18 protein-coding genes, 1 tRNA gene and 5 pseudogenes are annotated in these 23,615 nt (G+C 60.1%); 13 read left to right on the plus strand and 11 right to left on the minus strand.

Annotation, left to right across the window (positions count from 1 at the left end; translation table 11 throughout):
* Nucleotides 1-1,560 carry an E2 ligase fold family C protein gene (locus NGR_RS31525; protein ID WP_010875330.1) on the plus strand — a complete coding sequence of 520 codons (1,560 nt, stop codon included), beginning with the start codon at nt 1-3 and terminating at the stop codon, nt 1,558-1,560.
* A 117-nt stretch (nt 1,561-1,677) separates the two neighbouring features.
* Here NGR_RS31525 and NGR_RS33475 read toward each other — a convergent pair.
* Nucleotides 1,678-1,852, minus strand: a pseudogene (locus tag NGR_RS33475) (FitA-like ribbon-helix-helix domain-containing protein); the annotation flags it as partial.
* A gap of 425 nt (nt 1,853-2,277) precedes the next feature.
* On the opposite strand from NGR_RS33475, the gene NGR_RS31535 reads away from it, so the two are divergent.
* The gene (locus tag NGR_RS31535) at nt 2,278-2,535 is read left to right on the plus strand and encodes a hypothetical protein (RefSeq protein ID WP_164924756.1); all 258 of its coding nucleotides are present in this window, start codon (nt 2,278-2,280) and stop codon (nt 2,533-2,535) included.
* Between the two features lie 159 nt (nt 2,536-2,694).
* Here the strand turns inward: NGR_RS31535 and NGR_RS31540 are convergent.
* The 6 genes from NGR_RS31540 to NGR_RS32675 all read right to left on the minus strand — a co-directional run bounded on the left by NGR_RS31540 (nt 2,695) and on the right by NGR_RS32675 (nt 6,419).
* Nucleotides 2,695-2,770 (minus strand) — tRNA-Ile (locus NGR_RS31540).
* Between the two features lie 102 nt (nt 2,771-2,872).
* Nucleotides 2,873-3,694 carry a YecA family protein gene (locus tag NGR_RS31545; RefSeq protein ID WP_010875331.1) on the minus strand — a complete coding sequence of 274 codons (822 nt, stop codon included), beginning with the start codon at nt 3,692-3,694 and terminating at the stop codon, nt 2,873-2,875.
* Entirely contained in the window at nt 3,691-5,226 is a 1,536-nt protein-coding gene (locus NGR_RS31550; protein ID WP_010875332.1) for an IS66-like element IS693 family transposase, read from the minus strand. Before NGR_RS31550 ends, NGR_RS31545 begins: the two co-directional genes overlap by 4 nt.
* A gap of 48 nt (nt 5,227-5,274) precedes the next feature.
* On the minus strand, nt 5,275-5,598 hold the full coding sequence (tnpB, locus tag NGR_RS31555; RefSeq protein ID WP_432654037.1) for an IS66 family insertion sequence element accessory protein TnpB: 324 nt from the start codon (nt 5,596-5,598) through the stop codon (nt 5,275-5,277).
* A 26-nt stretch (nt 5,599-5,624) separates the two neighbouring features.
* Nucleotides 5,625-6,083: an IS66-like element accessory protein TnpA gene (gene tnpA / locus NGR_RS31560; RefSeq protein ID WP_010875334.1), complete on the minus strand. Its 459-nt coding sequence runs from the start codon at nt 6,081-6,083 to the stop codon at nt 5,625-5,627.
* A gap of 78 nt (nt 6,084-6,161) precedes the next feature.
* Nucleotides 6,162-6,419: a hypothetical protein gene (locus tag NGR_RS32675; RefSeq protein ID WP_193377912.1), complete on the minus strand. Its 258-nt coding sequence runs from the start codon at nt 6,417-6,419 to the stop codon at nt 6,162-6,164.
* 342 nt (nt 6,420-6,761) lie between these two features.
* On the opposite strand from NGR_RS32675, the gene istA reads away from it, so the two are divergent.
* The 4 genes and pseudogenes from istA to NGR_RS31585 all read left to right on the plus strand — a co-directional run bounded on the left by istA (nt 6,762) and on the right by NGR_RS31585 (nt 12,022).
* Nucleotides 6,762-8,276, plus strand: a complete 1,515-nt coding sequence (gene istA, locus NGR_RS31570) for an IS21 family transposase (protein ID WP_010875203.1) — start codon at nt 6,762-6,764, stop codon at nt 8,274-8,276.
* Nucleotides 8,273-9,169: an IS21-like element helper ATPase IstB gene (istB, locus tag NGR_RS31575; protein ID WP_010875204.1), complete on the plus strand. Its 897-nt coding sequence runs from the start codon at nt 8,273-8,275 to the stop codon at nt 9,167-9,169. Before istA ends, istB begins: the two co-directional genes overlap by 4 nt.
* A gap of 329 nt (nt 9,170-9,498) precedes the next feature.
* Nucleotides 9,499-10,652 (plus strand): annotated as a pseudogene (locus NGR_RS31580) (IS110 family transposase).
* An 887-nt stretch (nt 10,653-11,539) separates the two neighbouring features.
* Nucleotides 11,540-12,022, plus strand: coding sequence for a hypothetical protein (locus NGR_RS31585; protein ID WP_240545241.1), 483 nt, complete (start codon nt 11,540-11,542; stop codon nt 12,020-12,022).
* Nucleotides 12,023-12,161: 139 nt separating this feature from the next.
* On the opposite strand, the gene NGR_RS33480 is transcribed toward NGR_RS31585, so the two are convergent.
* Nucleotides 12,162-12,431, minus strand: a complete 270-nt coding sequence (locus NGR_RS33480) for a hypothetical protein (protein ID WP_240545242.1) — start codon at nt 12,429-12,431, stop codon at nt 12,162-12,164.
* A gap of 42 nt (nt 12,432-12,473) precedes the next feature.
* Here NGR_RS33480 and NGR_RS33485 point away from each other — a divergent pair, with 42 nt between their 5' ends.
* From NGR_RS33485 to NGR_RS31610, 5 genes are all read left to right on the plus strand, one after another.
* A complete protein-coding gene (locus tag NGR_RS33485) occupies nt 12,474-13,295 on the plus strand; it encodes a c-type cytochrome (protein WP_240545243.1) in 822 nt (273 codons plus the stop codon).
* 45 nt (nt 13,296-13,340) lie between these two features.
* Entirely contained in the window at nt 13,341-14,639 is a 1,299-nt protein-coding gene (locus tag NGR_RS31595) for a catalase (RefSeq protein ID WP_010875337.1), read from the plus strand.
* A gap of 53 nt (nt 14,640-14,692) precedes the next feature.
* Nucleotides 14,693-15,391 (plus strand): hypothetical protein, encoded by a 699-nt coding sequence (locus NGR_RS31600; RefSeq protein ID WP_010875338.1) that lies wholly within the window; start codon nt 14,693-14,695, stop codon nt 15,389-15,391.
* 52 nt (nt 15,392-15,443) lie between these two features.
* On the plus strand, nt 15,444-17,234 hold the full coding sequence (locus tag NGR_RS31605; protein WP_010875339.1) for a di-heme-cytochrome C peroxidase: 1,791 nt from the start codon (nt 15,444-15,446) through the stop codon (nt 17,232-17,234).
* 78 nt (nt 17,235-17,312) lie between these two features.
* Complete coding sequence (locus tag NGR_RS31610) at nt 17,313-19,394, plus strand: patatin-like phospholipase family protein (protein WP_240545244.1); 2,082 nt, start codon at nt 17,313-17,315, stop codon at nt 19,392-19,394.
* Between the two features lie 172 nt (nt 19,395-19,566).
* Here the strand turns inward: NGR_RS31610 and NGR_RS31615 are convergent, their stop codons facing one another.
* On the minus strand, nt 19,567-20,286 hold the full coding sequence (locus tag NGR_RS31615; protein WP_010875341.1) for a DUF1353 domain-containing protein: 720 nt from the start codon (nt 20,284-20,286) through the stop codon (nt 19,567-19,569).
* Between the two features lie 158 nt (nt 20,287-20,444).
* Between NGR_RS31615 and NGR_RS31620 the strand changes: the two are divergent.
* Nucleotides 20,445-20,687, plus strand: a pseudogene (locus NGR_RS31620) (ISNCY family transposase); the annotation flags it as partial.
* Nucleotides 20,688-20,701: 14 nt separating this feature from the next.
* Here the strand turns inward: NGR_RS31620 and NGR_RS31625 are convergent.
* Nucleotides 20,702-20,885: pseudogene (locus tag NGR_RS31625) on the minus strand (DDE-type integrase/transposase/recombinase); the annotation flags it as partial.
* A 209-nt stretch (nt 20,886-21,094) separates the two neighbouring features.
* Between NGR_RS31625 and NGR_RS31630 the strand changes: the two are divergent.
* A complete protein-coding gene (locus tag NGR_RS31630; protein WP_240545245.1) occupies nt 21,095-22,120 on the plus strand; it encodes an L-histidine N(alpha)-methyltransferase in 1,026 nt (341 codons plus the stop codon).
* A gap of 508 nt (nt 22,121-22,628) precedes the next feature.
* On the opposite strand, the pseudogene NGR_RS31635 reads toward NGR_RS31630, so the two are convergent.
* Nucleotides 22,629-23,154 (minus strand): annotated as a pseudogene (locus tag NGR_RS31635) (ISNCY family transposase); the annotation flags it as partial.
* Between the last annotated feature and the right edge of the window lie 461 nt (nt 23,155-23,615).

Below are 23,615 nucleotides of genomic sequence, written 5' to 3' on the forward strand. Positions count from 1 at the left end.
ATGGCCCTTGCTAATTTCATCGACCGCGCCGCGACGGCGGCATCTCAGGTCCTGACCGATTTTCATCTGGGCGACTTCAAAGCGGCTCTTGAAAAGCAGGTCGTGGCCGTCGCCTTCGACGATCAGGCCGCTTCCTGCGCCGAAGGCCAGGCGACGCTAGATCTTGCGGTGAGGTTGCTTGCCAGACTGTATCCGGTTCTGGCAATACTCCCCTTGGACAGTGCGTCGAGCTTTCAAGCCCAGGCGCTGGAGCGATTGGCAAAGTCGATCAATCCAAAAATCGGCATTCGGCGTTCCGGCAAGTCCGCCATGGTCTGCCTAGTTGCAGGCGCGACGCGGCCATCTCTGCGGTGCACAACCTTTTTCATCGGATCGGACGGTTGGGCGGCAAAGCTGTCGCGTACGGACCCGGTGGGCTCTGGCTCGAGTTTGCTCCCCTATGGAGCTGGCGCCGCCAGTTGCTTCGGCGCCGCCAACGTCTTTCGAACCATCTTCGCCGCCCAGTTAACCGGCGCCGAGTTGGACCCGGACATTGACCTCTCGTTATACAGCTACAACAAGACCAAAGCTCGCGATGCTCGCCCGGTTGACCTTCCTGTCGACCTTGGCGAAACGCACCTCGTTGGGCTCGGCGCGATAGGCCATGGCGCGCTTTGGGCTCTGGCGAGACAATCCGGCCTCTCGGGTCGCCTGCATGTCGTCGACCACGAAGCGGTCGAACTCTCAAACCTGCAGCGCTACGTATTGGCCGGCCAAGCGGAGATCGGCATGTCCAAGGCGGTTCTTGCAACCACCGCCCTTCGATCGACCGCTTTAGAGGTCGAAGCGCATCCGCTGAAGTGGGCAGAACATGTCGCGCGCCGGGGAGACTGGATTTTCGATCGAGTGGGTGTGGCGCTTGACACAGCCGCCGACCGTCTCGCTGTCCAAGGTGCTCTGCCCCGATGGATCGCGAATGCGTGGACGCAGGAACACGACCTCGGCATCTCGCGGCATGGTTTCGATGACGGCCAGGCATGCCTTTGTTGCATGTACATGCCGTCTGGAAAATCCAAGGACGAGCATCAGCTGATTGCCGAGGAACTCGGGATACCGGAAACACACGAGCAGGTGAAAGCGCTATTGCAGACTAACGCCGGCGTTCCCAACGACTTCGTGGTTCGAGTGGCTACGGCGATGGGCGTGCCTTTTGAGCCGCTCGCCCCGTTTGTTGGCCAACCTCTCCGTTCCTTCTATCAGCAGGCTATCTGCGGCGGTCTGGTATTCCAGCTTAGCGATGGAAGTCGTCTCGTTCGAACCGTGGTTCCGATGGCCTTTCAGTCAGCGCTTGCCGGGATCATGCTCGCCGCGGAGCTGGTCAAACATAGTGCGGGTTTTCCCATGAGCCCAACGACAAGCACTCGCGTGAATCTTCTGCGGCCCCTTGGATCTCACTTACATGACCCGAAAGCCAAAGACTCGAGCGGCCGCTGCATCTGTAGCGACGAAGATTTCATCTCGGCCTATAGGCGCAAATACGGCAACAGCGTTGAACCGCTGAGCAACATATCCGCTACCTAAGCAGAAGCGGACGTCGCCGTTGCCGCGGACGGGGCGGCAGGGTGTGTGCGTGACAATGTCGGCGCCACTATGACACGCTCGGCCTTTTTCTCTGTCTCCGATCGTTCCACGCGAATTCGGTCCAGCAGGAGTCTTGTCACGGAGCTGGTTGAAATACTCCGCTTCGGCATCGGTCAAGCCCCATGCTTCAAGGGCAGCAGGCGCCAATAAAGACCCGTTTGACCCGCTCCGGGGGATGGCAATCGCTTTAGAGGATGCTGCGGATCTCGGCTTCGGTGCTGCGGCCATGCATTGCTGCTCGCACGCGAAGCGCTCGACGCCAACTGTGCTAAGAACCGTCTTCCGCCACTTCCTGCTTTTGGACGGGTTCGGCAAGTGGGTAGCTTCCGTTAGCTCGACATTTTGTTCGGCAGGGCCTTGCAAAAGGCTTTGGCCATGAATTTCGAGCGTGCGAAAACACTAATGGTTCTTTCCCTCTCTGGGGCGTAATGGAGGTCAGTGCTCGCGTTTCTGACGAGCCGCCCACAAGGGTCAAGCCATGAATTTGTGCATTCACCATTCCGGAAGGAGCGAGCGGCGAACTTGATGGGCCGACTCGGATGGTAGCCAGTTTGCCGTTGAGGTCAACGAGGCACAGTCCGCTGTCGCGCCCGAAGCGAAACTGTGATAGAAGGGTTCGTCAGGCCGGAGCAAAGGCCAACGAAGGGCAGCGCAGCAATGCTGAAAACCGATACCCGCCAAGCGAATTGGCGCCGTGCCAATCCAGGGAAGTATGATGCTCATCTCGCTGTGCAGCGCGCAGTGAATGCAGGCGAACTGGAGAAGCAAACGTGCGAAGTCTGCGGGATCGATACAGTCGATGCCCATCACGACCAATATGACGAGCCTTTGAAGGTACGGTGGTTATGCCGGCGGCATCACACACGACTTCACCACTACGGCGAAGACATGTTTCCGATCAGGGATGCATTTTAGTTGCCCTTTGGACTTACCAGGCGGCAGACCTCGGGCTCCGTGGCTATCTCTGGGAGGTTTCGTTGACGGAGCATATGCTGCTTTCCAGGCAGCCCCGGTCGTCTATCGCGGGGCGACGCAGATGTTCGAGTGCCGCGGTATGAGGCGACACAAAAAATTTGGTGGGCCCGGCAGGACTCGAACCTGCAACCAATCGGTTATGAGCCGACGGCTCTAACCATTGAGCTACAGGCCCCTCCTCCAGACGGCTTACGGCAGCAGTGAGAGATTTGCAATATTTCAATCTACTCCCGACCGACGTTTGCGCTTGGGCGCTGCGGTCGTGAGTTTGACCCGATCAGTCCTCACGCAACACGAGGAGTTGGCGATCGGCGCCCTCCGCGCATGTGCTTGTACTCTCGTATAATGGAGATCCGAGATAAGCTACGACATGTTCCCAACGGCAGCCCGACCATCGGTCCGCGGGGCGTAATCCAAGTTTGAGACCTGAAACGCCGGGGATGCAGGGTCCCCCTCGAGCCTGCGTGTCGTGCTCGACAGATCTGGTGCACTGTAAGCGCAACGAACACGCCGTCTTGCGGTAAGGTTGCGTTTGTGCCGGTGGCTGCGTTGTTATCGGGCCTGTCTTGTGATGGCGTGCAACTGCAGGACTGCGGATGTGATGTGATGATGAGCGGTTGCTCTCAATTTCCGCCGCTCCTGAGGAGAAAGCCGGATGAGCAGTTTGGCCAGCTGCGGATTGACGGCCATGATGGGGGAGATCACTGGCTTTGGCATTGCCAGCAATCGGCGCCCAAGCCTCGCCGCCCAGACTGAGTCCAAGGGAGAACCCGATCGCCCAAGGACCGACGATGGTCTTGCCTTTGTGGTTCATGAAGATCGGATAGTAGTGCCCGGGGGCGTCGCGCAGCAGGCTTTCCACTTCATCGTGACGGTTGAGCACCGTATTGACGAGCCGCTCCTCGATCGAGCCCGGCCTGGCTTGCGGCATTGATCCCCCGAATACGTGCGGCAACCAGATATCCGGAAGGATCGTCACCGGGCCGGCCACGACGGCCGCGATCAGCCCATCGATGGCGCTCACTCCGACATAGTCGTTGTGTCCATCGCCACGAAGGTACTCATCGAGTTCGTCATAGGAAACGGCTGGCCGGGTCATGCGGCTTGACCGACCTGATCGGCTTTCCAATTCCAAGGCAGCAGCGTCTCGAGCTGGTTGATCGTCGTGCTGCCCGATACGATCCGTTCGAGAACATCGGCAAGCCAGGCGTACGGATCCAGCCCGCTCAATTTGGCCGAGTTGATCAACGAGGCCAGAACCGCGAAGGTCTCACCGCCCTGGACATTGCCTACGAACATCGAATTCTTCCTCGTCAGGGCAACGGACTTCATCGAACGCTCAACGATGTTGGAGTCAACCTCTATCGTTCCATCGTCCAGGAAAGCGTTCAGGCCCGTCCAATGCGCGAGCGTGTATTTGATGGCTTTGGCGAGGGCGGACTGCGTTGAGATGTCGTTCTTCAGGTCGAGCAGGCGCGCCTTCAACTGGCGCATGACGGGAGCGGAGCGGAGCTGGCGGGCATTCTGACGATCCTCGGCGCTTTGCCCCCTGATCTCCCGTTCGATCTGGTAGACCTCGGCGAGGATCGATACGATCTCCAGCGCCTCCGGCGATCCGGTCAACTTGACCACATCGACGAATTTACGCCGGGCGTGGGCCAGGCAGAACGCCAGCCTCAAGGGACTGGAATTGCTCTTGCCGCGATGTCTGGCAAGCGTCTTGTAGGCGGTATACCCATCCACCTGAAGAACGCCGTTGAAGGATGCCAGTTGGCGTTCCGCCTCACGGGCGCTGCGGCTCTCGGAGAAGATGTAACCGACCGCCGGCGGGGCCGGTCCTTTCCAGGGGCGGTCGTCCACCGCCTGCGCCCACAGCTGGCAGACTTTCGTTCTCTTTCGCCCCGGGTCAAGCCGCGGTAATCGGGTCTCATCGGAAAAGACCCTTGGCTGCGAGCGAATGAAGGCCAGCAGCCTGTCGTAGAGGGGCTTCAGCCACCAGGCTACACGCGTGCCCCAGATGCCGAGCGTTCCGCGATCGAGGGTTATTCCATAGCCTGCGAAGATCTGGGCTTGCCGGTAGAGTGGCAAGTGCCATGCGAACTTGGAGACGACGATATGGGCGGCCAATGCCGTCGTCGCCATGCCGCCATCCATGAAGCGCGCCGGTGCGGGCGCCTGCATGACACCATTCTCACATGCCCGGCAGGCATAGCGAGGGCGAATGGTTCGTTTGACGCGCAAGATGGCCGGAACGATATCGAGCGCTTCGCTTGTCGTCTCTCCAATGCGGTGAAGCGCGCCGGAGCAACAGGCGCACGCGCGGCTTTCCGGCTCGATAATCACGTCGTAGCGCGGCAGGTGCTTCGGAAGAAAGCCGATATTGCGGGCTGCGGATTGCCGGCCACGCACACTCTGCCGGGAACCGTCAGGCTGGTCGTCGTTGGCGGCGACCGGAACAGTCGAAAGATCGCCGAGATCAAGACTGGTCTGCGTCGGATCGATCGTCGAAAGCACCTCTGATCTTGCGCCGTGGATCAGCCGCTTCAGGTAGGCGACCTCCGCCCTCAGATCGAGGACCATCCTGCTCAGTTGCTCGACATCTTGCGGGAGCTGTTCGTGGCGAAGAGACATGCCGAAAGCTACCACACGGGCGTGAATCTGCAAGGAAATACAATGAGATCAAGCCACTTTCGTTGGTCGCTTCACGGGCTTGCGCTTGACGCGTGTCCAGTCCAGGCCCGCAACAAGCAGACTGAACTCTTCGGGTGACATGTGAAGAGCGCCATCCTTGACCGGCGGGAAGATGAACTTCCCGCTTTCCAGCCACTTCGTCGAAAGGATCATGCCTGACCCGTCCCAATAAATGCAGCGCAGCCGGTCGCAACGCTTGGCCCGGAAGACGAAAATATCGCCGCAATAGGGGTCGGCCAAAAGGGCCGACCCCACCAGTGCGACGAGCCCGTTCATGCCACGCCGGAAATCGACCGGCTGGGTCGCCACCATGATCCTCAGCCCCCTCGATGGCCCGATCACCGTCTACCCCGCAGCGCCATCACCACAGCATGCGCCAAGTCGGGAGAGACATTGCCTGTCACGATCATCCGCCCACCGCCAAGCTCGATCTCGATCCGACCGGCGGCGCCTTCGGCGATACCTGCTTCATCAGCTTGATGCTCATTCTGATCGTCAGCGATCCTGATCGGAACGAAAGCGGGTTGCTCCAGCGCGGGCTCTCCCAAAACCGGGCCAATTTGGCCTGCCGCCCGCCGCCACGTGTTCAAAAGGCCGCGATTGACGCCAAAGCGCCGGGCAATGGCAGAGATGTTCGCATCCGGCTCAGCGCTTTCCGCGAGCATCAGAGCCTTCTCCTCGTCCGTCCAGTTCCGTCGGCGGACTGGCCCCGTGATCACCTCAACACGGCGATACCGCCCTTCGTGCCTGGCTTCAAACATGGCTTCAGACCTGGCACTATCGTTCCGCTCGTCCATTCAAAACAGCCCTTCCAAATCAAAGAGCCGAATCTCAGGCCTAAATCACGCCGATAAAAGGTGGGGCGTTCGTGACGCTCACGGTGCACTAACGACGAAGCGCTCGTCGTAACGAGCGTAGAGCGTGTCAAAAAACCCACTCAGCCGAAATGGACTGTCCGATTGCGGGAGACCTTCGAGGAGGCTGTTGCGCTCCTCGCCATGCATCTCGACGAGACCGAAGCCAATCGCCTCGTAACGGCTGACGTTGTCACGGATGCCTCGCCGGCCGAAGAGTTCACACAGAGCGTTGTGGAAGCGAACGATGCCTGCCACCGGTGCGCCGCCTTCGGTCATAGCGTAGTGTTTTTGTCCCGCTCACAGCGCCGGCATCTTCGGCGACTTCCGCAGCGTCATCGAGTGCCGCTTCGATCATCCGGTTTGCTCGAAGGAGAACGAGATATCCCAGCACGAGTGCGGGATAGGTGATGTGCAAGTTAGTGCACTCGCCGATGGTGCGCGGCGACAAACAAGGTGAGACTCAGCGTCAATCAGGATGAGACTCGGCGGTGGGGGTGTGACGAAGGGAGGGCGTAGCCCGACCGGAGTTACACCCCCGCCGCGGCGCAATTTTTAGGCGTCTCATGATCGCGGTCGGCCCGCTACGGTGGCGGTTTTCTGGAATGGAGAACCACCTTTGTGCCGGGTCGCCATGTAACCGATCATCAGATGAGATTATTCATGAAGTACCGACAAACGCATTCTGTTGAGGTCGCCGCCGCGAAGGCGTCGATCAGCCGGGCGACGGCGTTCCGCATGGAGAAAGAGCAGCGCCTTCCGTCGCAGAACAAGCCGCCCCGCGGTCGGCGTCGACCCGATCCGCTTGAGCATATCTTTGATGCGGAGGTCGTTCCGCTCCTCAAGGCCGCTCCCGGCATTCGTGCGGTCGCCGTTTACGACGAGATGCTGCGGCGTCATCCGGAACTGCCCGAAGGCATTCGCCGCACACTTGAGCGGCGCATCCGGTCATGGCGGGCGGTTCACGGTGAAGCACAGGAGGTGATCTTCCGCCAGACGCACGAGCCCGGCCGACTAGGGCTGTCGGATTTTACCGACATGGGCAGCCTCAGCGTGACGATCGCCGGCCAACCGCTCGACCATCTGCTCTATCACTTCCGGCTGGTTTGGTCGGGTTTTGAGCACGCCCATGTCATCCTTGGCGGCGAAAGCTTCGTCGCCTTGGCGGAGGGCCTGCAGAACGCCCTGTGGTCGGTCGGCGGTTCGCCGCTCTATCACCGCAGCGACAGCCTGTCGGCTGCCTTCCGCAACCTCGATGCCGATGCCAAGGTCGATCTGACAAACCGCTATGAGGAGCTGTGCGCTCACTACCGGATGACGCCGACGCGCAACAACAAGGGCGTCGCCCACGAGAACGGCTCAATCGAAAGCTCCCACGGCCATCTCAAGAACGCAGTCCGCGATGCACTCCTGATGCGCGGCACCAGAGACTTCGACGATCTGCGCTCCTACCGCGCCTTCATCGACGAGATCGTCAGCCGCCGCAATGCCGCGCATGGCAAGCGCATTGATGCCGAGCGCCCGCATCTGCAGGTGCTTCCCGAGCGCCGCACCACCGACTTCGAGGAGGTAGTCGTCACCGTGTCGCGCACCGGCGGCTTCGCCTTGCGCAAAGTCTTCTACACCGTCCCCTCCCGTTTGATCGGCCATCGGCTGCGTGTGCGTTTGTTTGACGATCGTCTCGACGTCTTCATCGGCGGCACGCATCTGCTGACGTTGCCACGAGGTCGCGCCCACGCGAGCGGCAAGCATGACCAGGTCGTCAACTATCACCACGTCATCCACTCTCTGCGCAAAAAGCCCATGGCGCTTCTCAACCTGGTCTATCGCGACAAGCTCTTCCCCCGGCCGGAATATCGCAGGGCTTTCGACGCTCTCATCGAGCAACTGCCTGACCGGCAGGCTTGCAAGATCACCGTCGAATTGCTGGCCCTGGCTCATGATCGCGGTTGCGAGCGTGAACTGGCCGAGGAGCTTGCCAGAACGCTCGACGCCCGCAAACTGCCCGACCTGATGGCCTTGAGAGCCATCTTCGGTCCGGACCCGGATCAGTTGCCGACCGTGCATGTGCAGCTCGCATCGCTCAATAGCTATGAAGCCCTGATGGGGTCTGCTTATGCGGGAGAGGCCGCATGAAAAACGTCCACAACACCATCGACGAAGCCCGCCTCGGCATCATGCTCAATGACCTGAGGCTGCCGACGATCAAAACGCTGTGGCCGCAATTTGCCGAACAGGCCGATCGTGAAGGGTGGCCTGCGGCTCGTTTCCTTTCGGCCATCGCCGAGCATGAACTGGCTGAACGGGCGCATCGCAGGATCGAACGTCACCTCGCCGAGGCGCATCTGCCGCCCGGAAAGACGCTCGAGAGCTTCGCTTTCGACGCCGTGCCCATGGTCTCCAAGGCCCAGGTCATGGCCATTGCCGCCGGCGACAGTTGGCTCGCCAAAGGTGCCAATATCCTCCTGTTCGGTCCGCCGGGCGGCGGAAAGAGCCATCTCGCCGCCGCCATCGGCCTCGCGCTGATCGAGAATGGTTGGCGGGTGCTGTTCACGCGCACGACCGACCTCGTCCAGAAGCTTCAGGTCGCACGGCGTGAACTCCAGCTCGAATCCGCCATCGCAAAGCTCGACAAGTTCGATCTGCTCATCCTCGACGATCTGGCCTACGTCACCAAGGACCAGGCCGAAACCAGCGTGCTGTTCGAACTCATCTCCGCAAGATATGAGCGGCGTTCCATCATGATAACCGCCAATCAGCCCTTCGGAGAATGGAACCGCGTCTTTCCGGACCCGGCCATGACGCTTGCCGCGGTGGACCGACTTGTTCATCACGCAACGATCTTCGAAATGAACGTCGAAAGCTATCGGCGACGTTCCGCCATGGAAGCCAAACGCCACCGCGGCAGACCCGCCGCCTTCGCGACAACCAAAAGTGCTTCCCTGATTGTCGCGGAGCGACAATCAGAACACGATGAGACCCTTGCCAGCGACAATCAACATGATACCTTCATGCCGACCGCGACATAAGAGTCTCATCCAGATTGTCGCCGCCGTCTCATCCTGATCGCCGCGCTATACCGATGGTCTCTTCCATGCGGTTCGTCAGATTCCGGACCTTGCACGAAACGGCAAGAACCGGTCCGATGCCTTCTCGAGTGACCACGACGTCGACATTCTTGGTTTTCAGGCCGCCAAGGACCGTTCGCTCACCGCCGCCTGCCAGCAAGGGATCAAACTCAAGGATTGGCGCTTTCCCGGAGCGGAGTTTCACTCGAAAGATTCCATGATGAGCGGTGGACAGCGGCCTGTGAGAGATCAGAGTCGGTTTGCTACCAACCACTCTGAAGGGACTTGCCATGACAGCAGAACCAGCTTCGCCACCTGCCGCTATCCGGGTTGATCTTGACGCAGTTTTCGTTTCATTGGAACTGTCGAAGTCGATCTGGCTAGTGACGCCGCTATCGCCTGGCAGCGAGAAGATGTCGCGTCATTCGGTACCCGGCGGTGACTTGCCTGCTTTGCTGGCATGCTTGAACCTCTTGCGCGAGAAGGCAGAGGCGCGCGAGGGCAGGCTCTATCCCCTGATTGTCATCCAAGAAGCGGGGCTCGATGGTTTCTGGATCCACCGCGCGCTCGAGGCGGAAGACTGGATCACGAGCCATGTCGTGGATGCGGCCTCGATGCGGTGTCGCGCCGGCACCGCCGGGCGAAGACCGACCGCATTGACGGAGAGACGTTGGTTCGCACGCTGATGGCGTGGATGCGGAGCGAACCGCGGGTTTGTTCGATGGTCCGAGTCCCGGCGGTTGACGATGAAGATCGTCGCAGGATCGGGCGAGAGCGCAAAGCGCTGATCGAGGAGCGCAAAAGACACGTCAACCGGATCAAAGGACTGCTCTTCAGCGTTGGCGTCCGAGGTTATGAGCCTACGCGTCGCGACCGGCGTGAACGCTTGGATGAACTACGGACGGGGGATGGCCGGCAATTGCCTGCCCATCTCAAGGCGCAGCTCAGTCGTGAGCTCGATCGATTCGAATTGGTGAACGAGCAGATCAAAGCTGTCGAGACCGAGCGCGATGCCCAGTGTGCCAAGGTGGATGGTACCGCGCCCCAGGCAATGCTCAAGGCGATCAAGGGCATTGGCGCAGAGTTCGCAAATATCCTGGCAAGTGAGGGATTGTTCCGCCAGTTCGACAACCGGCGCCAGATTGCAGCCTATGCAGGTCTCGCGCCTTCGCCGTGGCGAAGCGGCTCGATCGATCGCGAGCAAGGTGTCTCGAAGGCAGGCAATCCGAGGCTGCGGACGATGATGATCCAACTGGCCTGGCTCTGGCTGCGCCACCAGCCGGGCTCGGCCCTGACGCGCTGGTTCTATGAACGGATCAGCCACAGCGGCGGGCGTGGCAAGAAGGTTGCGATCGTCGCGCTGGCGCGCAAACTGCTCGTGGCCTTGTGGAAGTATGCGACCAGCGGTGTCGTGATCGAAGGAGCCGTCATGGGCAAGGCCTGACCACCCACCTTTTGACCAAGCCAATCCCTCGGAGCCTGAACAGCTCTGACGGATCCAGGCGAACGGACCGAAGCCCCCCATGGCTTCTATCGCCGCCTAAAAGAATGGTTCCGTTCTCCTGAGCCCACCCCCGAATGCGGGATTATGGTGCAGCCGTCTTGAGCGGCGACCGGATATGAGGTGGTACAGGTGAGGCATGGCCTGCCAGTACTGGGAATGGGCGCAGCTGGATACCGTCGACGACAGAAAGGCTTGCAAAATGGTGCCCCCACCCTCTTGACCTTCAACTCATCATATGAGGGGGCCGCGGGACGATATCGTCTGGATTGGAGCGGCTTGACGTGGCTGGCGCTCTGCGTCTTGCTGGTGAACTCGGCGCCAGCGCGCCATGATTATATTCCGATCTATCAGATGACCCGGAGATCGCGTTTAAGTCGAATTAGTATTATAATAACATCCTTTGGCCGACACCTGGACAAATCTATCCTTGAATATTGTTGCCCTGCTCGTGGAGAAATTGTCCGGTACTTAATTCATTGGTAACCTAAAGGAAAGCAGCAGCGTCAAGCTAAAGAACACGCAAAAGACCTCTCCTTTGAGGCTTGCAATCCTCCCAGCCCATGCTAATACTTATGCGTGTAAAACGGCGGCGGGGATTTCCATCTGGGCGCGCCATTACCTGACAGCCTTTCTTAAAGTCTGCCCAATTCATCTGCTCCTTGCAAGCAAAGACCGAGGTTAGAATGCCGTCTCACTGTCGGGAACGTCTCCCTTTTGCTTTGCACTTTTTTGCGGTGGCGTACGGTGCGTCGCTCTGGATCCTCGGGAGCCACGGGCTGGCTGCAGCAAACCCCGCCTGTTCGGCGCGAGATGACCTGAGTGCGAATATGACAATCAGTTGGACAGAGATTCGCGCTGGGTGTGATGCCGAACGGACCGCCTACCGAGAGCAAAATCCGGTCGGCTCGTCGTGGTTCGCGAATGCGGGCAATGGCTTTACTGGCGCACCGTATTTGCTCCAGCGCGTGTTACCCGATCTCGCACCCGAAATTTGGGGGCGAAACGATGAGAATTTCGGGCGTTTCGGCTTCTTTCCTGATCCGGATGACAAATCGCGGCCGCTGCCGCTCGGGCTCGGCATCGCTTCGACCGCGGGCCGCCCCCTGGATGCTGGCGGCAATCCGTTAGGAGAGATTGATTTCGCCAAGCCCGGGCTCGATGTCGTGACGCTTGCCTGCGGGCCACATTGGACAGGTACAGACGCCGGATGGACCGGCGGTCGTCGAGGGTGCGCCGAACACGAAGATGGACGTGCGCAAGTGGCGGGATGCCTACTCGCGAACGGTGACAGCCTACTTCTCCACCCCTGAAAAGATCCAAGCGTCGGCCGAGCGCATCGCAGCCATCATCGATGCCAAACCGAACGGGTATTTCTATCCTCCGGCTTATTTCGGCAAACCTGGATTCCTGAATTTCACGCCGAATGTCGAAGTCGCTCAACGAGCCGCTTTAAAAAAGAATCTTCCCGGCATTTTGGCGACGTTCGCTTGCGGTACCGTTCAGCGCGAAGCCGGGATCGAGCTTCAAAAACAGACCAGCTACGGCAACTGGAACGGACCTGGCTTTTCCGGCTTCAGCACCGGACAGCAGGATGGCAGCGGCGATCTCATTTTCCAGTTGTTGGTGGCCAAGGCAATGCCCCCCGGCGAATGTCAGCCGAACGCGGCGGGGGGCCTCAACCGGAACTTCGATGCCACGGCATTCAAGAATAGTTCGCATCCAGAAATCCCACCATTTGCGACCATCACCGACATTCCGAGCGTGTGGAACCAACAGGAGCGTTCGCTCGCCCAGTGGGACGGCAGCGTGAAGATGGCGTTCTGGCGCAACATCGCCGCTCAGCTTCCGATCGTCGGCGACCCTTCCAAGATCGATCTCGTCAATACCGGCGTTGTCGCCAATTTCCTCGACGGCCTGCCACCGGCCGCCTACCCGTTCGATGTCGACATGGCGAGCGCCGTGCGCGGCGAAGCGCTATTCAAAGACAATTGCGCCGTCTGCCACAAGCCGCACAACGACACAATCTACCAGTTCCGCGATATAGGCACGGACATGAACCGCGCGGCCGTCCTCAATGACGCGGCGTTTCACCTTTTCGCCGCCGGCTTTCAGGCAAGCTGCCACGATCAGGATTTCCTCTATCGCAGCCCGACGGGGGAGGAAGTCCGTCCCTGCCGGATGGCGGGCGAGGACGTGATCACCGCCCGCACGACGCCGGCGGTCCAGGGCTATGTCGCCGAGGTGCTTGACGGGGTGTGGGCGCGCGCGCCCTACCTGCACAATGGTTCCATTCCGACGCTGTACCATCTCCTGGTGCCGGCGAGCCGCCCGGAGCAATTCCTGCGCGGCGCCATCCAATACGACACTGCGAAAGTCGGATATGTCTTGGATCCGGCCGTTACCGGCCTCGTTGCCGACACGTCGCCGACGCTGACCATCTACGACAGGCGAAAGGACGGCCATGCTGGCACGGGCCACGACCGCAATCTCGTGGTCGATGGCAAGCTCCGTCGACTCGACTGGAGTGGCCCGCAATATGCCGATGCCCTCAAGGACCTCATCGAATATCTGAAGACCCGCTAGCGCGGGCTCGCGTTCACCCCACTGATAGCTTGGAGCACTGGCGCAATGACCGAAACTGCCTCGTCCGACGTCAATGCCGGGATCGCTGAAATCGATGAGTTGCAGCGGCTGCTGATGCGGGGCACCGGCCCCGGCCTGCGTGGCCAGCACTTTAAACAGCATGGCTGCGTTTTTGCGACCTTCGAGGTGCTTGCGGACCTTCCCGAGCGCCTTAGGGTCGGGCTTTTCGCCGAGCCGAAGGTCTACACGGCCTATATCCGCTTTTCCAACGGCGCTCAGATCGACGACACCAAGCCTGATATTCACGGCATGGCGATCAAGCTGACCGGGGTGGCTGGCCGAAAGATACTGGAAGGCGAGGAGGACGCCGCCACCCATGATTTCGTGCTGGCGGACAAGCCGGTGTTCTTCATCAGAAACACCAGCGACTATGTCCGGTTCATGGCCGAATTCGCGCGGTCGGCGCCTCGCGGTGAACCGCCGCTCGCCTTCATCGCATGGTTGAAGGAAAACCGGCCCGAAGACCTGCCCGTGCTTCTCGGCTTCCGCCAGCAGGTGCAGGACAGCCCGCTTGCTGCACGCTACTGGAGCCAGGTGCCCTATGCTTACGGATTGGGCAATGCGCATGCCTGTCGCTATTCCGTGGTTCCCTCAAAGGACAACCTTGTCTCGTCCATTCCCTCCGAGGCCCGCGGCCCCGGCTATCTCCGCGAAGCGATGACCGATCACCTCACCCGGGCGGCGCGACCGGCGGTCTTCGACTTCCGCGTCCAGCTCAACGACGACACAAGTGCAACCACCATCGACAACCCGACCGTCGAATGGGCGACACCGGTCGAGGCGGTCGCCCGCATCACCATACCACCGCAGACCTTCACCTCGGCGGCGCAGCTCGCCTTCGGGGACAACCTCTCCTTCACGCCGTGGCACGCCTTGCTTGAACACCGGCCGCTTGGCGAGATCAACGAGGTCCGCCGGCGGGTCTATCTCAGCAGCTCCGGCCTCCGGCACGAGACCAACCAGGTCGTTCGCCGCGAGCCGACCGGCAACGAACACTGGAGCTTCAACATGCGCCTTTCACCCGAGGAACTGACCGCCGGCATAAATGACGACTTCAAGGCCGTGCTTGCCAAGCTGCAGGCGACGCCGCCAATCTTCAGCAGGGGCGTGCGACGCACACCTACGGGGTCGTGGCAAAAGGCGAGGCGCGCTGCATCACGCCGGCCGGTTTCCCTGAAACCGACATGTTCGTGCCTGGCCGTATCTTCCCGATCATCCTGCGCCATTCCTCGCCGGGCGGTCGCGCCGACGACCGCGCACGCGATGGGGTTGCCGCCTCGATAAAATTTTTCGAGCCAGGTGCCAGCACCGATGGCGACGGATTCTATGACGTTCTGATGAATGCCGGCCGGCAGCTCTTCGTGCGCAGCATCCGCGACTTCTCGACTTTCGTCCACACGCCGGACGCAGAACGAATAAAGCTGGTCGAGTCCGGATTGATGCTCGATGATCAACTACGCGAGGCGTATCGGATCCGCGGCTCGTTCACGGATTCGCGGTATCACACCTGGGTCTGTTTCGAATTCATCGACAAAACTGGCGTCAGCCGCTACGTCCGCTTCCGGCTGATCAACGCCGACCGCGGCCCCGATCGCGGTCTGCCGCGCCCCGAATTCAAGGCTAACGGCCATCCATCCATGGACGCTGAGGCTGACGACGATCGGGCTCCCGACTTCCTGCGCAAGGATTTCATTCACCGCGTCAGGCACAGTGACGTGCGCTACATCCTGCAGGCGCAGCTGCGTGACACGCCGCCGCCGCCGGTCGGCAATCACGAGCTGTTCGACCCGTCCCAGCCGTGGAACGAATACTGGTTCCCCTGGGTGGACATGTTCGAAATTCGCCTTAACGAGGTCATCGACGACCAGGCGGCCGTGAGCAGGCTGGAGATGAATCCAAACCGGAGCCCGGAATGCATTCGCATTCCTTTGGCGACCAGTCCAGATGATTACGCATCGCTCGGTCACGCACGCGCAATCGTCTATCCGGGCGCGCGAGCGGCGCGGGCGGCAGTGCCGCCGCCCCAGAATAATTAGAGGACCACGCCGCACTGGAAGGGGCGCTTTCAAGCTTTGGGGGTAAAGACGCATGAAACGCAAGTCGCGATTTTGGCCTATCCTGCTCGGGTTCACCGTGCTGGTCGCAGCCGGCCTCTATTATGTGGTCCGGATGTTTAGCGTCGATCTTCCTGACTATCCGAAGGTGGACAAGGTCACCTGGCTCGAGCAGAACTGGTCACAATCACAACGCGGTTGGATGCACCATGCCGACCAGGGCACGGTGACCTTCTCGATGCCCTACGAATGGCTGGCGGCGTTGGAGCAGCCCACCTTCACGCTGACAGCCGGGCCGCCCTTCCTGTCCAGCGATTATCTCGACCGCTTCGGCTTCATTACGGCGGATTCATCCGGCCTTCCGGTCGGCTTTGCCCATGGCGGCGATCTTGTCGATCCCAAAACCGCCCAACCGTGGGTCAATCCGGCGACCGGCAAGCCGCTCACCACCGTCGGGCTCACCTGTGCGGCATGCCACACCGGTCGCTTCACTTACAAGGGTACTGCCGTGATGGTCGATGGCGGCCCGGCACTCACCGATCTTGGAAAATTCCGCAAGGCTTCAGGATTGGCCTTGTTCTTCACCCGCTATGCGCCTTTCCGTTTCGACCGCTTCGCCACGGCAGTGCTCGGGCCGCAGGCGGATGAGAAAGCCAGGGCCGTGCTCAAGAAACAGCTCGACAAGGTGCTTGCGGGTGGCAGGATCGAAGTCGATCTCGACAAGAAGGTGGCCGAAAAAAGTATCGAAGAGGGGTTCGGCCGGTTGGATGCACTCAACCGGATCGGCAACCAGGTCTTCTCGCTCGACCTTGAGCGGCCGGAGAACTACGTCGCTCAATCCGCGCCAGTCGCTTTCCCACATATCTGGGACACGTCCTGGTTCGATTGGGTCCAATACAATGCCTCGATCATGCAGCCGATGGTGCGCAATGCGGGCGAAGCGTTGGGGGTCCGCGCCTTCATCAATCTCACCAAGTCGGAGCAGCCACTCTTTGCCTCGACGGTGAAGGTCGACACGATTTTCGAGATCGAGCAGCAGTTGGCCGGCAAGCAACCGACGGCAGAGAACGGCTTCACCGGCCTGCGTCCCCCGCGTTGGCCTTCCAACCTGTTCGGTTCGATCGATACCAAACTCGCAACCGAGGGCGCCGCAGTTTACGCCGACCGGTGCCAGGGCTGCCACCTGCCACCGGTCGGCAGTGAGGGCTTTTGGGAGCAGAAGCACTGGACGAACGAGAATTCGGCCGGCGAGCGCTATCTCCGCGTGCCCATCATCAACGTCGAGAATATCGGCACGGATCCGGCCCAGGCCCAAAGCATGGCGGAGCGCAAGGTCAAGCTTCCCTCCGAGCTCGGCATCGACACCGACTCGTTCGGCAGCGCGCTCGGCGCGCTCGTCGCAAAGACAGCCGCTCGCTGGTACGACAACCAGACCCCGCCGGTGCCGGCCGAGCAACGGGAGATCATGAATGGCAATCGCCAGAACGGCATCCAGGCGCCGCTTGCCTACAAGGCACGGCCGCTCGACGGCATCTGGGCGACGCCGCCCTTCCTGCACAACGGCTCGGTGCCGACCATCGATGCCCTGCTTTCCCCGGCCGGCGAACGGCCGAAGACGTTCTGGCTCGGCAATCGCGAATACGACCCGGACAAGCTTGGCTATCTAACGGACGAATTGAAGGGTGGCTTCAAGTTCGACACCGCAAAGCCGGGCAACAGCAATGCCGGTCACGAATTCAGCGACACCCCCGGCCCGGGCGTCATAGGCCCGGCGTTGAAGCCGGATGAGAAGGCGGCGCTCATTGCATACCTGAAGACATTGTAAGCAGCCGGCGGCAGCCGCGCACGAACGTCATGGCGCCCGCAGGGATCAATGCGGCGCCGCTCAACTGAGGGAACAGTGATGACCGACGGCTCTAAACCTACGTTCGAAATCGGCATTGCGATGTCGGGTGCGATTTCGGCGGGAGCCTATTCGGCCGGCGTCTTCGACTTTCTGATCCAGGCACTCGACGCATGGGAAAAGGCGAAGGCGGAAGGTGCTCCCGACTTGCCGGAGTACGACGTTCGCCTGAAGGCGCTCTCCGGGGCCTCTGCTGGCGCGATCACCGCCGCCATTGGCGTGATCGCCGCCGGCGGCCGCGAGGCTCCCGCGACCTTCCCAAGTCCCGCCCCCGGCAGCCAGAACATCCGCTTCACTCTCGGACGTCTTTACCGGTCCTGGGTGACCAGCCCGACGCTGGTTTCCCCCGACGGCTCACCCGACCTGCTGTCGCTCGAAGACCTGGCGGGCGGGCGGCCGGTCATCTCGGTTCTCAACGCCAACGTGTTGACCGCGATTGGGGCTGAGGCGTTGGAGGCGACGGGTACCCTCAGCCCACGCGCCTATGTCGCCAGTTCGCTCCATCTCTACATGATGCTGTCGAACTTGCGCGGCGTGCCTTACGCGATTCACTTCAACGGCGGCCAATACAACATGATGACGCACGCCGACCGCGTGCACTACGTGGTCGAGGGCATCGGCACGTGGAAGCCGACCCCCAGCCCCTTCGCCGACACAGATTCGGGCACGTCGATCGCGGCCACGTCACTGTTCGGCGCGGCGGGCGCGTCGACGCGCCCGCCGGAATGGCTTGCCTTCGCCAATGCCGCCCTCGCCTCCGGCGCCTTCCCGATTGGCCTTTCACCGCGCGTGATAGCGACGGCCACCTCGCAATATGCAAAGGCGAAGTTTCCGATTTCCGAGGATCAATCAGAGCTCAGACCAATACCCACGTGGCCGGACGCGTGGCATGTCTCGGCGTCGCAAGACTATCCCTTTTCGTTCGTCTCTGTCGATGGTGGCCTCATCAACAACGACCCGTTCGAATTTGTCCGCTTCACCCTGATGAAGGACCCGCCCCGGCCCAATGAACGGAACGCCGAAAAGGCCGATCGAGCCGTTATCATGATCGCGCCCTTTCCCGAGGGGCCACCTTTTCTCGGCGATGGCGAACCGCCGCTCGGGGTGCTCAGCATTGCCAGGCGCGTGGTGACGGCGCTCCGCCAGCAGGTACGCTTCAAGCCTGATCAGTTGCTCGCCGTCGCCGCCGAAGGCACCCACAGCCGGTTCATGATCTCGCCACACCGCGTGCCGCCTAGTACGCCCGGCGGCGAGGAGCGGGAGGAGACCTTCTCGATCGCAAGCGGTTTGCTCGGCGGCTTCGGCGGTTTCGTCCTGGAGGCGTTCCGCGACCACGACTACCAGCTCGGCCGCCGTAACTGCCAATATTTCTTGATGCGCCATCTCACCATCGACAAGAACCATCAGACGCTACACTGGCCGGAGGGCGCAGCCGAACGGCGAAACGCGGTGATCAGCAAGACCCTTTCGGACGGCAGCATGCATGACTATGTACCGATCATTCCCCTCGTCGGCGATGCCCTGCCGGAGGTGCCCTATCCTCGCTGGGCGCGAATAGACGAAAACGCCTTCGCATTGCTGGTCAAACGCATCGAGGCGCGACTGGTCGCCGTCGCGCGGCGTCTTGTCAGCACCGAGACGACGAGCGCTCGCATGAAGCTCGGGCTGAACTTCCTGCTGCTCGTCGGCAGGAATAGGATCGTCGACTATATCCGCCTGACACTCCTGCAGGAGCTGGTGATGCGCGACCAGATCGAAGGCTGGCCTCTCCCGGCGGCCGACTTACGGCCGGACTTTGTGCGCGCCGTCCTCGCGGCTCTTCTCGATCCCGCTTTCGACTTGCGCACAGAAGCAGGCATCGCCCGCACCACCAAACTTGATACCTCTCTGGTCCGAGAAATTCTCAGTACCCTCGCCGGCGCCGCGGGTGCGAACTGCCAGGTGTGGCTTGCGCCGTGGACCCGGACCGACGAGCCTTCGCTCTACACCCTGGTTTCACGCCGTCCCTCCTTCCTTGCCACATTACTGCAAGGTCGGAGCCCTGCGCGATTATTCGCAAAGCCTGTCGTAGATCGGAAATAGCAAAGACTCGTGCGCTGCGAACTTCAGCAGCCAACTGAGACTTTCCGCTAGTTGACGAAGCCTAACTTGGCCGCCGGTTGAAGCGATGAATCTGCTTCTCAAGATCGTATAGTGCTGTCGGTCTTGAAAGACGGTCCCTCTTCCTCGCGTCCTCCATCGACGACTTGCACCGTTACTTGGTGATCTCATCACCACCGGCAGGCCGCTGATCACGAAGTGTTTGCTTGGGGTGAGCTTCGTCGGCGATCGCCATAAGTTCATCAAGCGTTAACGCATCACCAGAACGCTCCTTGAGATCGATGGTCGCCTTGATCGCCTTCAATTCGCCTGCGCTCGACTGATCGGCCAATTCCCCAGGCAACTGCACGAACGCGGCGTCCTTTCCTGTCATCTGGATGCAGTTCTTCCCAGCCGCACACTTCTCTCCGGGAACGAGATAGCCCCAGCGTGGACCAAAGGCATAGACGGCGTAGAACAGCAATTTCGCTTTCGGTTTCTCCAAGCCGCTGGCCAGCATGGTGTCATAGAAGACGCGATGCGTCTCTTTCCAAGTTCGAACGTGTCTGTCGCAGTACCAGTCATGGATGACGGCTGCACGAATATAGCCGTCTTCCCATGGGGAACCGACAAACGGTTGCAATAGCGGCGGAATCGAAGCGCCGTCAGTCTTCGTCTCCTTGTTGGTCTGCCAACCCACTCCGTTCAAATCGACATATCCGAAATCTGCCTTGAGCAGCTTATGGCTTGCGTCACCGGGAATGTCGACAAGTCCGAAACTGCCGGTAAAGCAATTCCGGTCTTTGTTGGACTGGCAGAAATTAACCGCCAAAGTGCTGCTGGCACTGACTGCAACGCCAACCGCTGCAAGAAGCATTGCAACCATAGTTTTCATAAAAGCCCCTTCCATTTGAACGCGAGATTAGCAACTTTGCGTCTACAATCAACGCTAAATGGTATCGGATAAACTCGCTCCATGAAGATTGCGCGGCTCGGCTGAACAAGCGCGTTGCATTTCATTACTTGGCTGGCGGCCTTCCGGAAATATAGCCCCACAGCGAGGAATTCCGCAACCTGGTGCTCGACCTGGTGCGTGAGCATTACCTGGATTTCGGACCGACGCTGGCGGCCGAGAAGCTGATCGAACGCCACCGGCTTGCCGTCAGCAAGGAGACGCTGCGTCAGTGGATTATGGAAGCCGGCATCTGGGCGTTGCGACGCGAACGCAAGAAGCGGGTTTTCCAGCCGCGCGGCCGGCGCGATTGCTTCGGCGAACTCATTCAGATCGACGGCTCGCCGGGGACAGATAAAAAGTCGATCGTGCTGCCAATTTTATCGACGGCGCGGTAAAGGTATGTCCATTGACCACGGACTTTCACACGCGCCAACTTGTCGACTGCAGCCGACGCCGGTGCCAACCCAGCCGCTTTTCGATCTCCGGCGCGTATTTCTAGCCCAGCGAAAGATCGTGTAGTGATCGACAGGGCGCCCCTTCCAGCGTCATTTGTTCAAGCCCCTCCCAGATTCGGGTTTGTCTTTGATCCACGTCAAGGATTACTCCTTCCAACCCTGTAGCCTCTCCTATGGGTTCAGTGAACACCCCATGAACAGACTCATGGACTACGCGCACCATCTTCGTTTGCGGCGGTAAGTGCGTCAACTGGGGATCCGACGAGCCGTTAAAGAATCGAGAGGCGATAAGCTTGAGCTTTCTTGAAACAAGTTTGCAGCTGTTTCGGCAAAAGTATGCGCCTGACTTAGGTGCTGAACAATACGCTCACCACACTGGAGTCGACCGGAATGGCAATCCAATGAGTGGCGCGTTGTTATGGGCTAAGGCTGAAGCCCAGAGGATCAGTAGTGCGCTCGTCACTGGCACAACCAATATGGTGGATGCTGAACTCAAGTTAGCCCAAAAACTTCACGGGAGAGTCAGAGATTATGTTCAATGGCATCACCAGGACGAACGATGTCGTAAAGGAATTTCGGTTCTGGAGTATGGGCCTGGAACAGTGCGAGCCTTCCAACAGAAAACGCTTCCGCTTGTTATAGGTCTGCGAGGCGAAACCTCACGTTGCACGCTCGTCGACCGGTCAAGAGAATTCCTCGGGGACATAGCACAATTGTCATCCGCTTTAGGGTTGAAAATCGAGTTCATACGCGGCGATATATTCTCTGGACGACGCTATTTTTGCGACGATGAAGCGGCATTTATTGTCATGTTTGGCCGGACATTTGGAAATCTTGCTGTCCCAACAAATGATACGCACCCCATGGAAGCGGTCGTCGAGACGCTGAAGAAGATATCGAATAGTGCGAAGAGGTGCTGGGTTGCGATTTCAATTGGCTCAGATTTGAGGAGGGATGTCGCGAAGTCCTACTATGAAGCGCATCCTGAATTTCAGCTAAATGTGTTCTATAGAATGAAGGCAGAGCTGCCGGTCGACGGCAATTTCGATCCAGAGGCATTTGAGTATGAGCCGGATGTTATAGGCGGAGACCAATTCATGCAAGTCATACATACAGCGGTGGTCAAAAAGAACCTGGACTTTTGCATTGGCGGCAAGGATATCATCCTATTAAGTGGCGAGCGACTGCATCTGAAGAACTCTTTTTGTTTCTCTGAGTCGTTTTTCAAAAAATGTGCACACCGAGCGGGTTTTGTGCCAATAGATGTGCTCTCAGACGACGCCGGCTCAGCCATTCACGTGTTGCAGAAGGTGAATTAAACAAAACAGAAAGTGACCAGGAGTGATGTCAAGAGACTCTGGGACCAGCGGCTCAGCGGCGCCTCGCCTTCGTCGATGCGCACGCTGACTTCGCCTTCCTGCTCCGCCTGAGCCAAGTGCGGAAAAGAGGTCGATGGCGGCGCCCTCGGGATGCAACAGGCGCAGCGAGTTCCAGCCGGTGCTCCACGATGACCTCTGCGCCTTGGTGGAGCACCGGCCGCAGATCGCGGGGCGCGCAGGCCCGATCGGCCGAAGATCTCGCCCGGTCGGAATTGAGGCGTAGCAGCTTCCCGCCCCGCGCCCTGGCCGCTGGCCCAGTTGTAACCGACATGCAGCCGCGGTGGAGCGACAATCTGGTACATCCGTATTGCCGCACGTAACGATGCTTCCCGAGATTCGCACGTTGCCTCATTCATTTTGTTCCCGCGTTGGGGCGAAGGAGGCCGGGCGCGAAGATGGTAGGGGTTTCGCAGCGCCTGGCCTCCTTCGCGAGCGCCACGGCGTCGCCTCAGTGTGGCCTTGCGATCTGCTGGGCCGGCAGCTCCTTGTTCAAGGTGCCAAACAGCAACGCGTCCGCCTGTTCGCTGCGCCAGACCTTCAGCCGGCGCTGAAGTGTTCGAAGCAGCTTGTCGGGGTAATCGCCGGGATACTCGGCCTGCAGGCGTGACAGAAATTCGCTGCCGGTTCGCCATGGTTCGGCTTCGAACCAACTTCGCAAGTCGGCGGTCGCCTTGACGAGAGGGTCAGGACGCCGCCGTCCTCTTTTGGCTTTTACAATCGGACGATCCGTCGGCCGGGTAGCTCCGTCCTTCCAGGCCGTCCGCAAGCTCGCCAGGAAAAGGTCGATCGGCTGAGCTACCCCGTCAGAGCGCATGGCCGGCGGAGTGTCGGCAAGCGCAGCGAGCCGCTCCTGCACGGTGCGGACATCGCGCAAATAGCAGGACAGGATCTAGCCCGGCGTAGATTTCCTGCGGACGGGAGCGGGCTACATCTGACGTCCAAGCATCGGCAACCAGACGCTGATGCGGCGTAGCCGATAATCTGCCACGGCTCGTCCTCCTATGATTAGGATTGGGTCGGCTCATCCGAGCAACCTCGGAAGTGCAGTGTAGGACGAGCCACTCGGCCACGAAGACAGACATACAGTGTTACAATTAATGTCAGGTTGAGGCTCGTCCGATGTACGACAATGTTGGACACGCGAGACCGCTGCTTGAGTCATTTCGTTGCATTAAGAAGAGTTCTTGCTTTTGGCACGCATATTGCTTCTAGGCATTTGCAGGACACGTCACGGACCCACCTTATCGCGCAGAGATTTCGACATGTTAGCCAATGGTTTCTGCCGAGCCCGCCTTCCGATCATCAAGGGGTGGATCGTTTCAGATGCAGACGTAACCGGCTGCGCGCGCCTGGTCGAGCCGAGGCAGCACAGGGGCATATTTCGCAGTCGAGCCGGGGCCGGCGGCACGACGGCGCCCGAGAACCTCCCCGCCGT

Origin of the sequence: Sinorhizobium fredii NGR234 (assembly GCF_000018545.1) — a bacterium.
In the GTDB taxonomy this organism is placed as follows: domain Bacteria; phylum Pseudomonadota; class Alphaproteobacteria; order Rhizobiales; family Rhizobiaceae; genus Sinorhizobium; species Sinorhizobium fredii_A.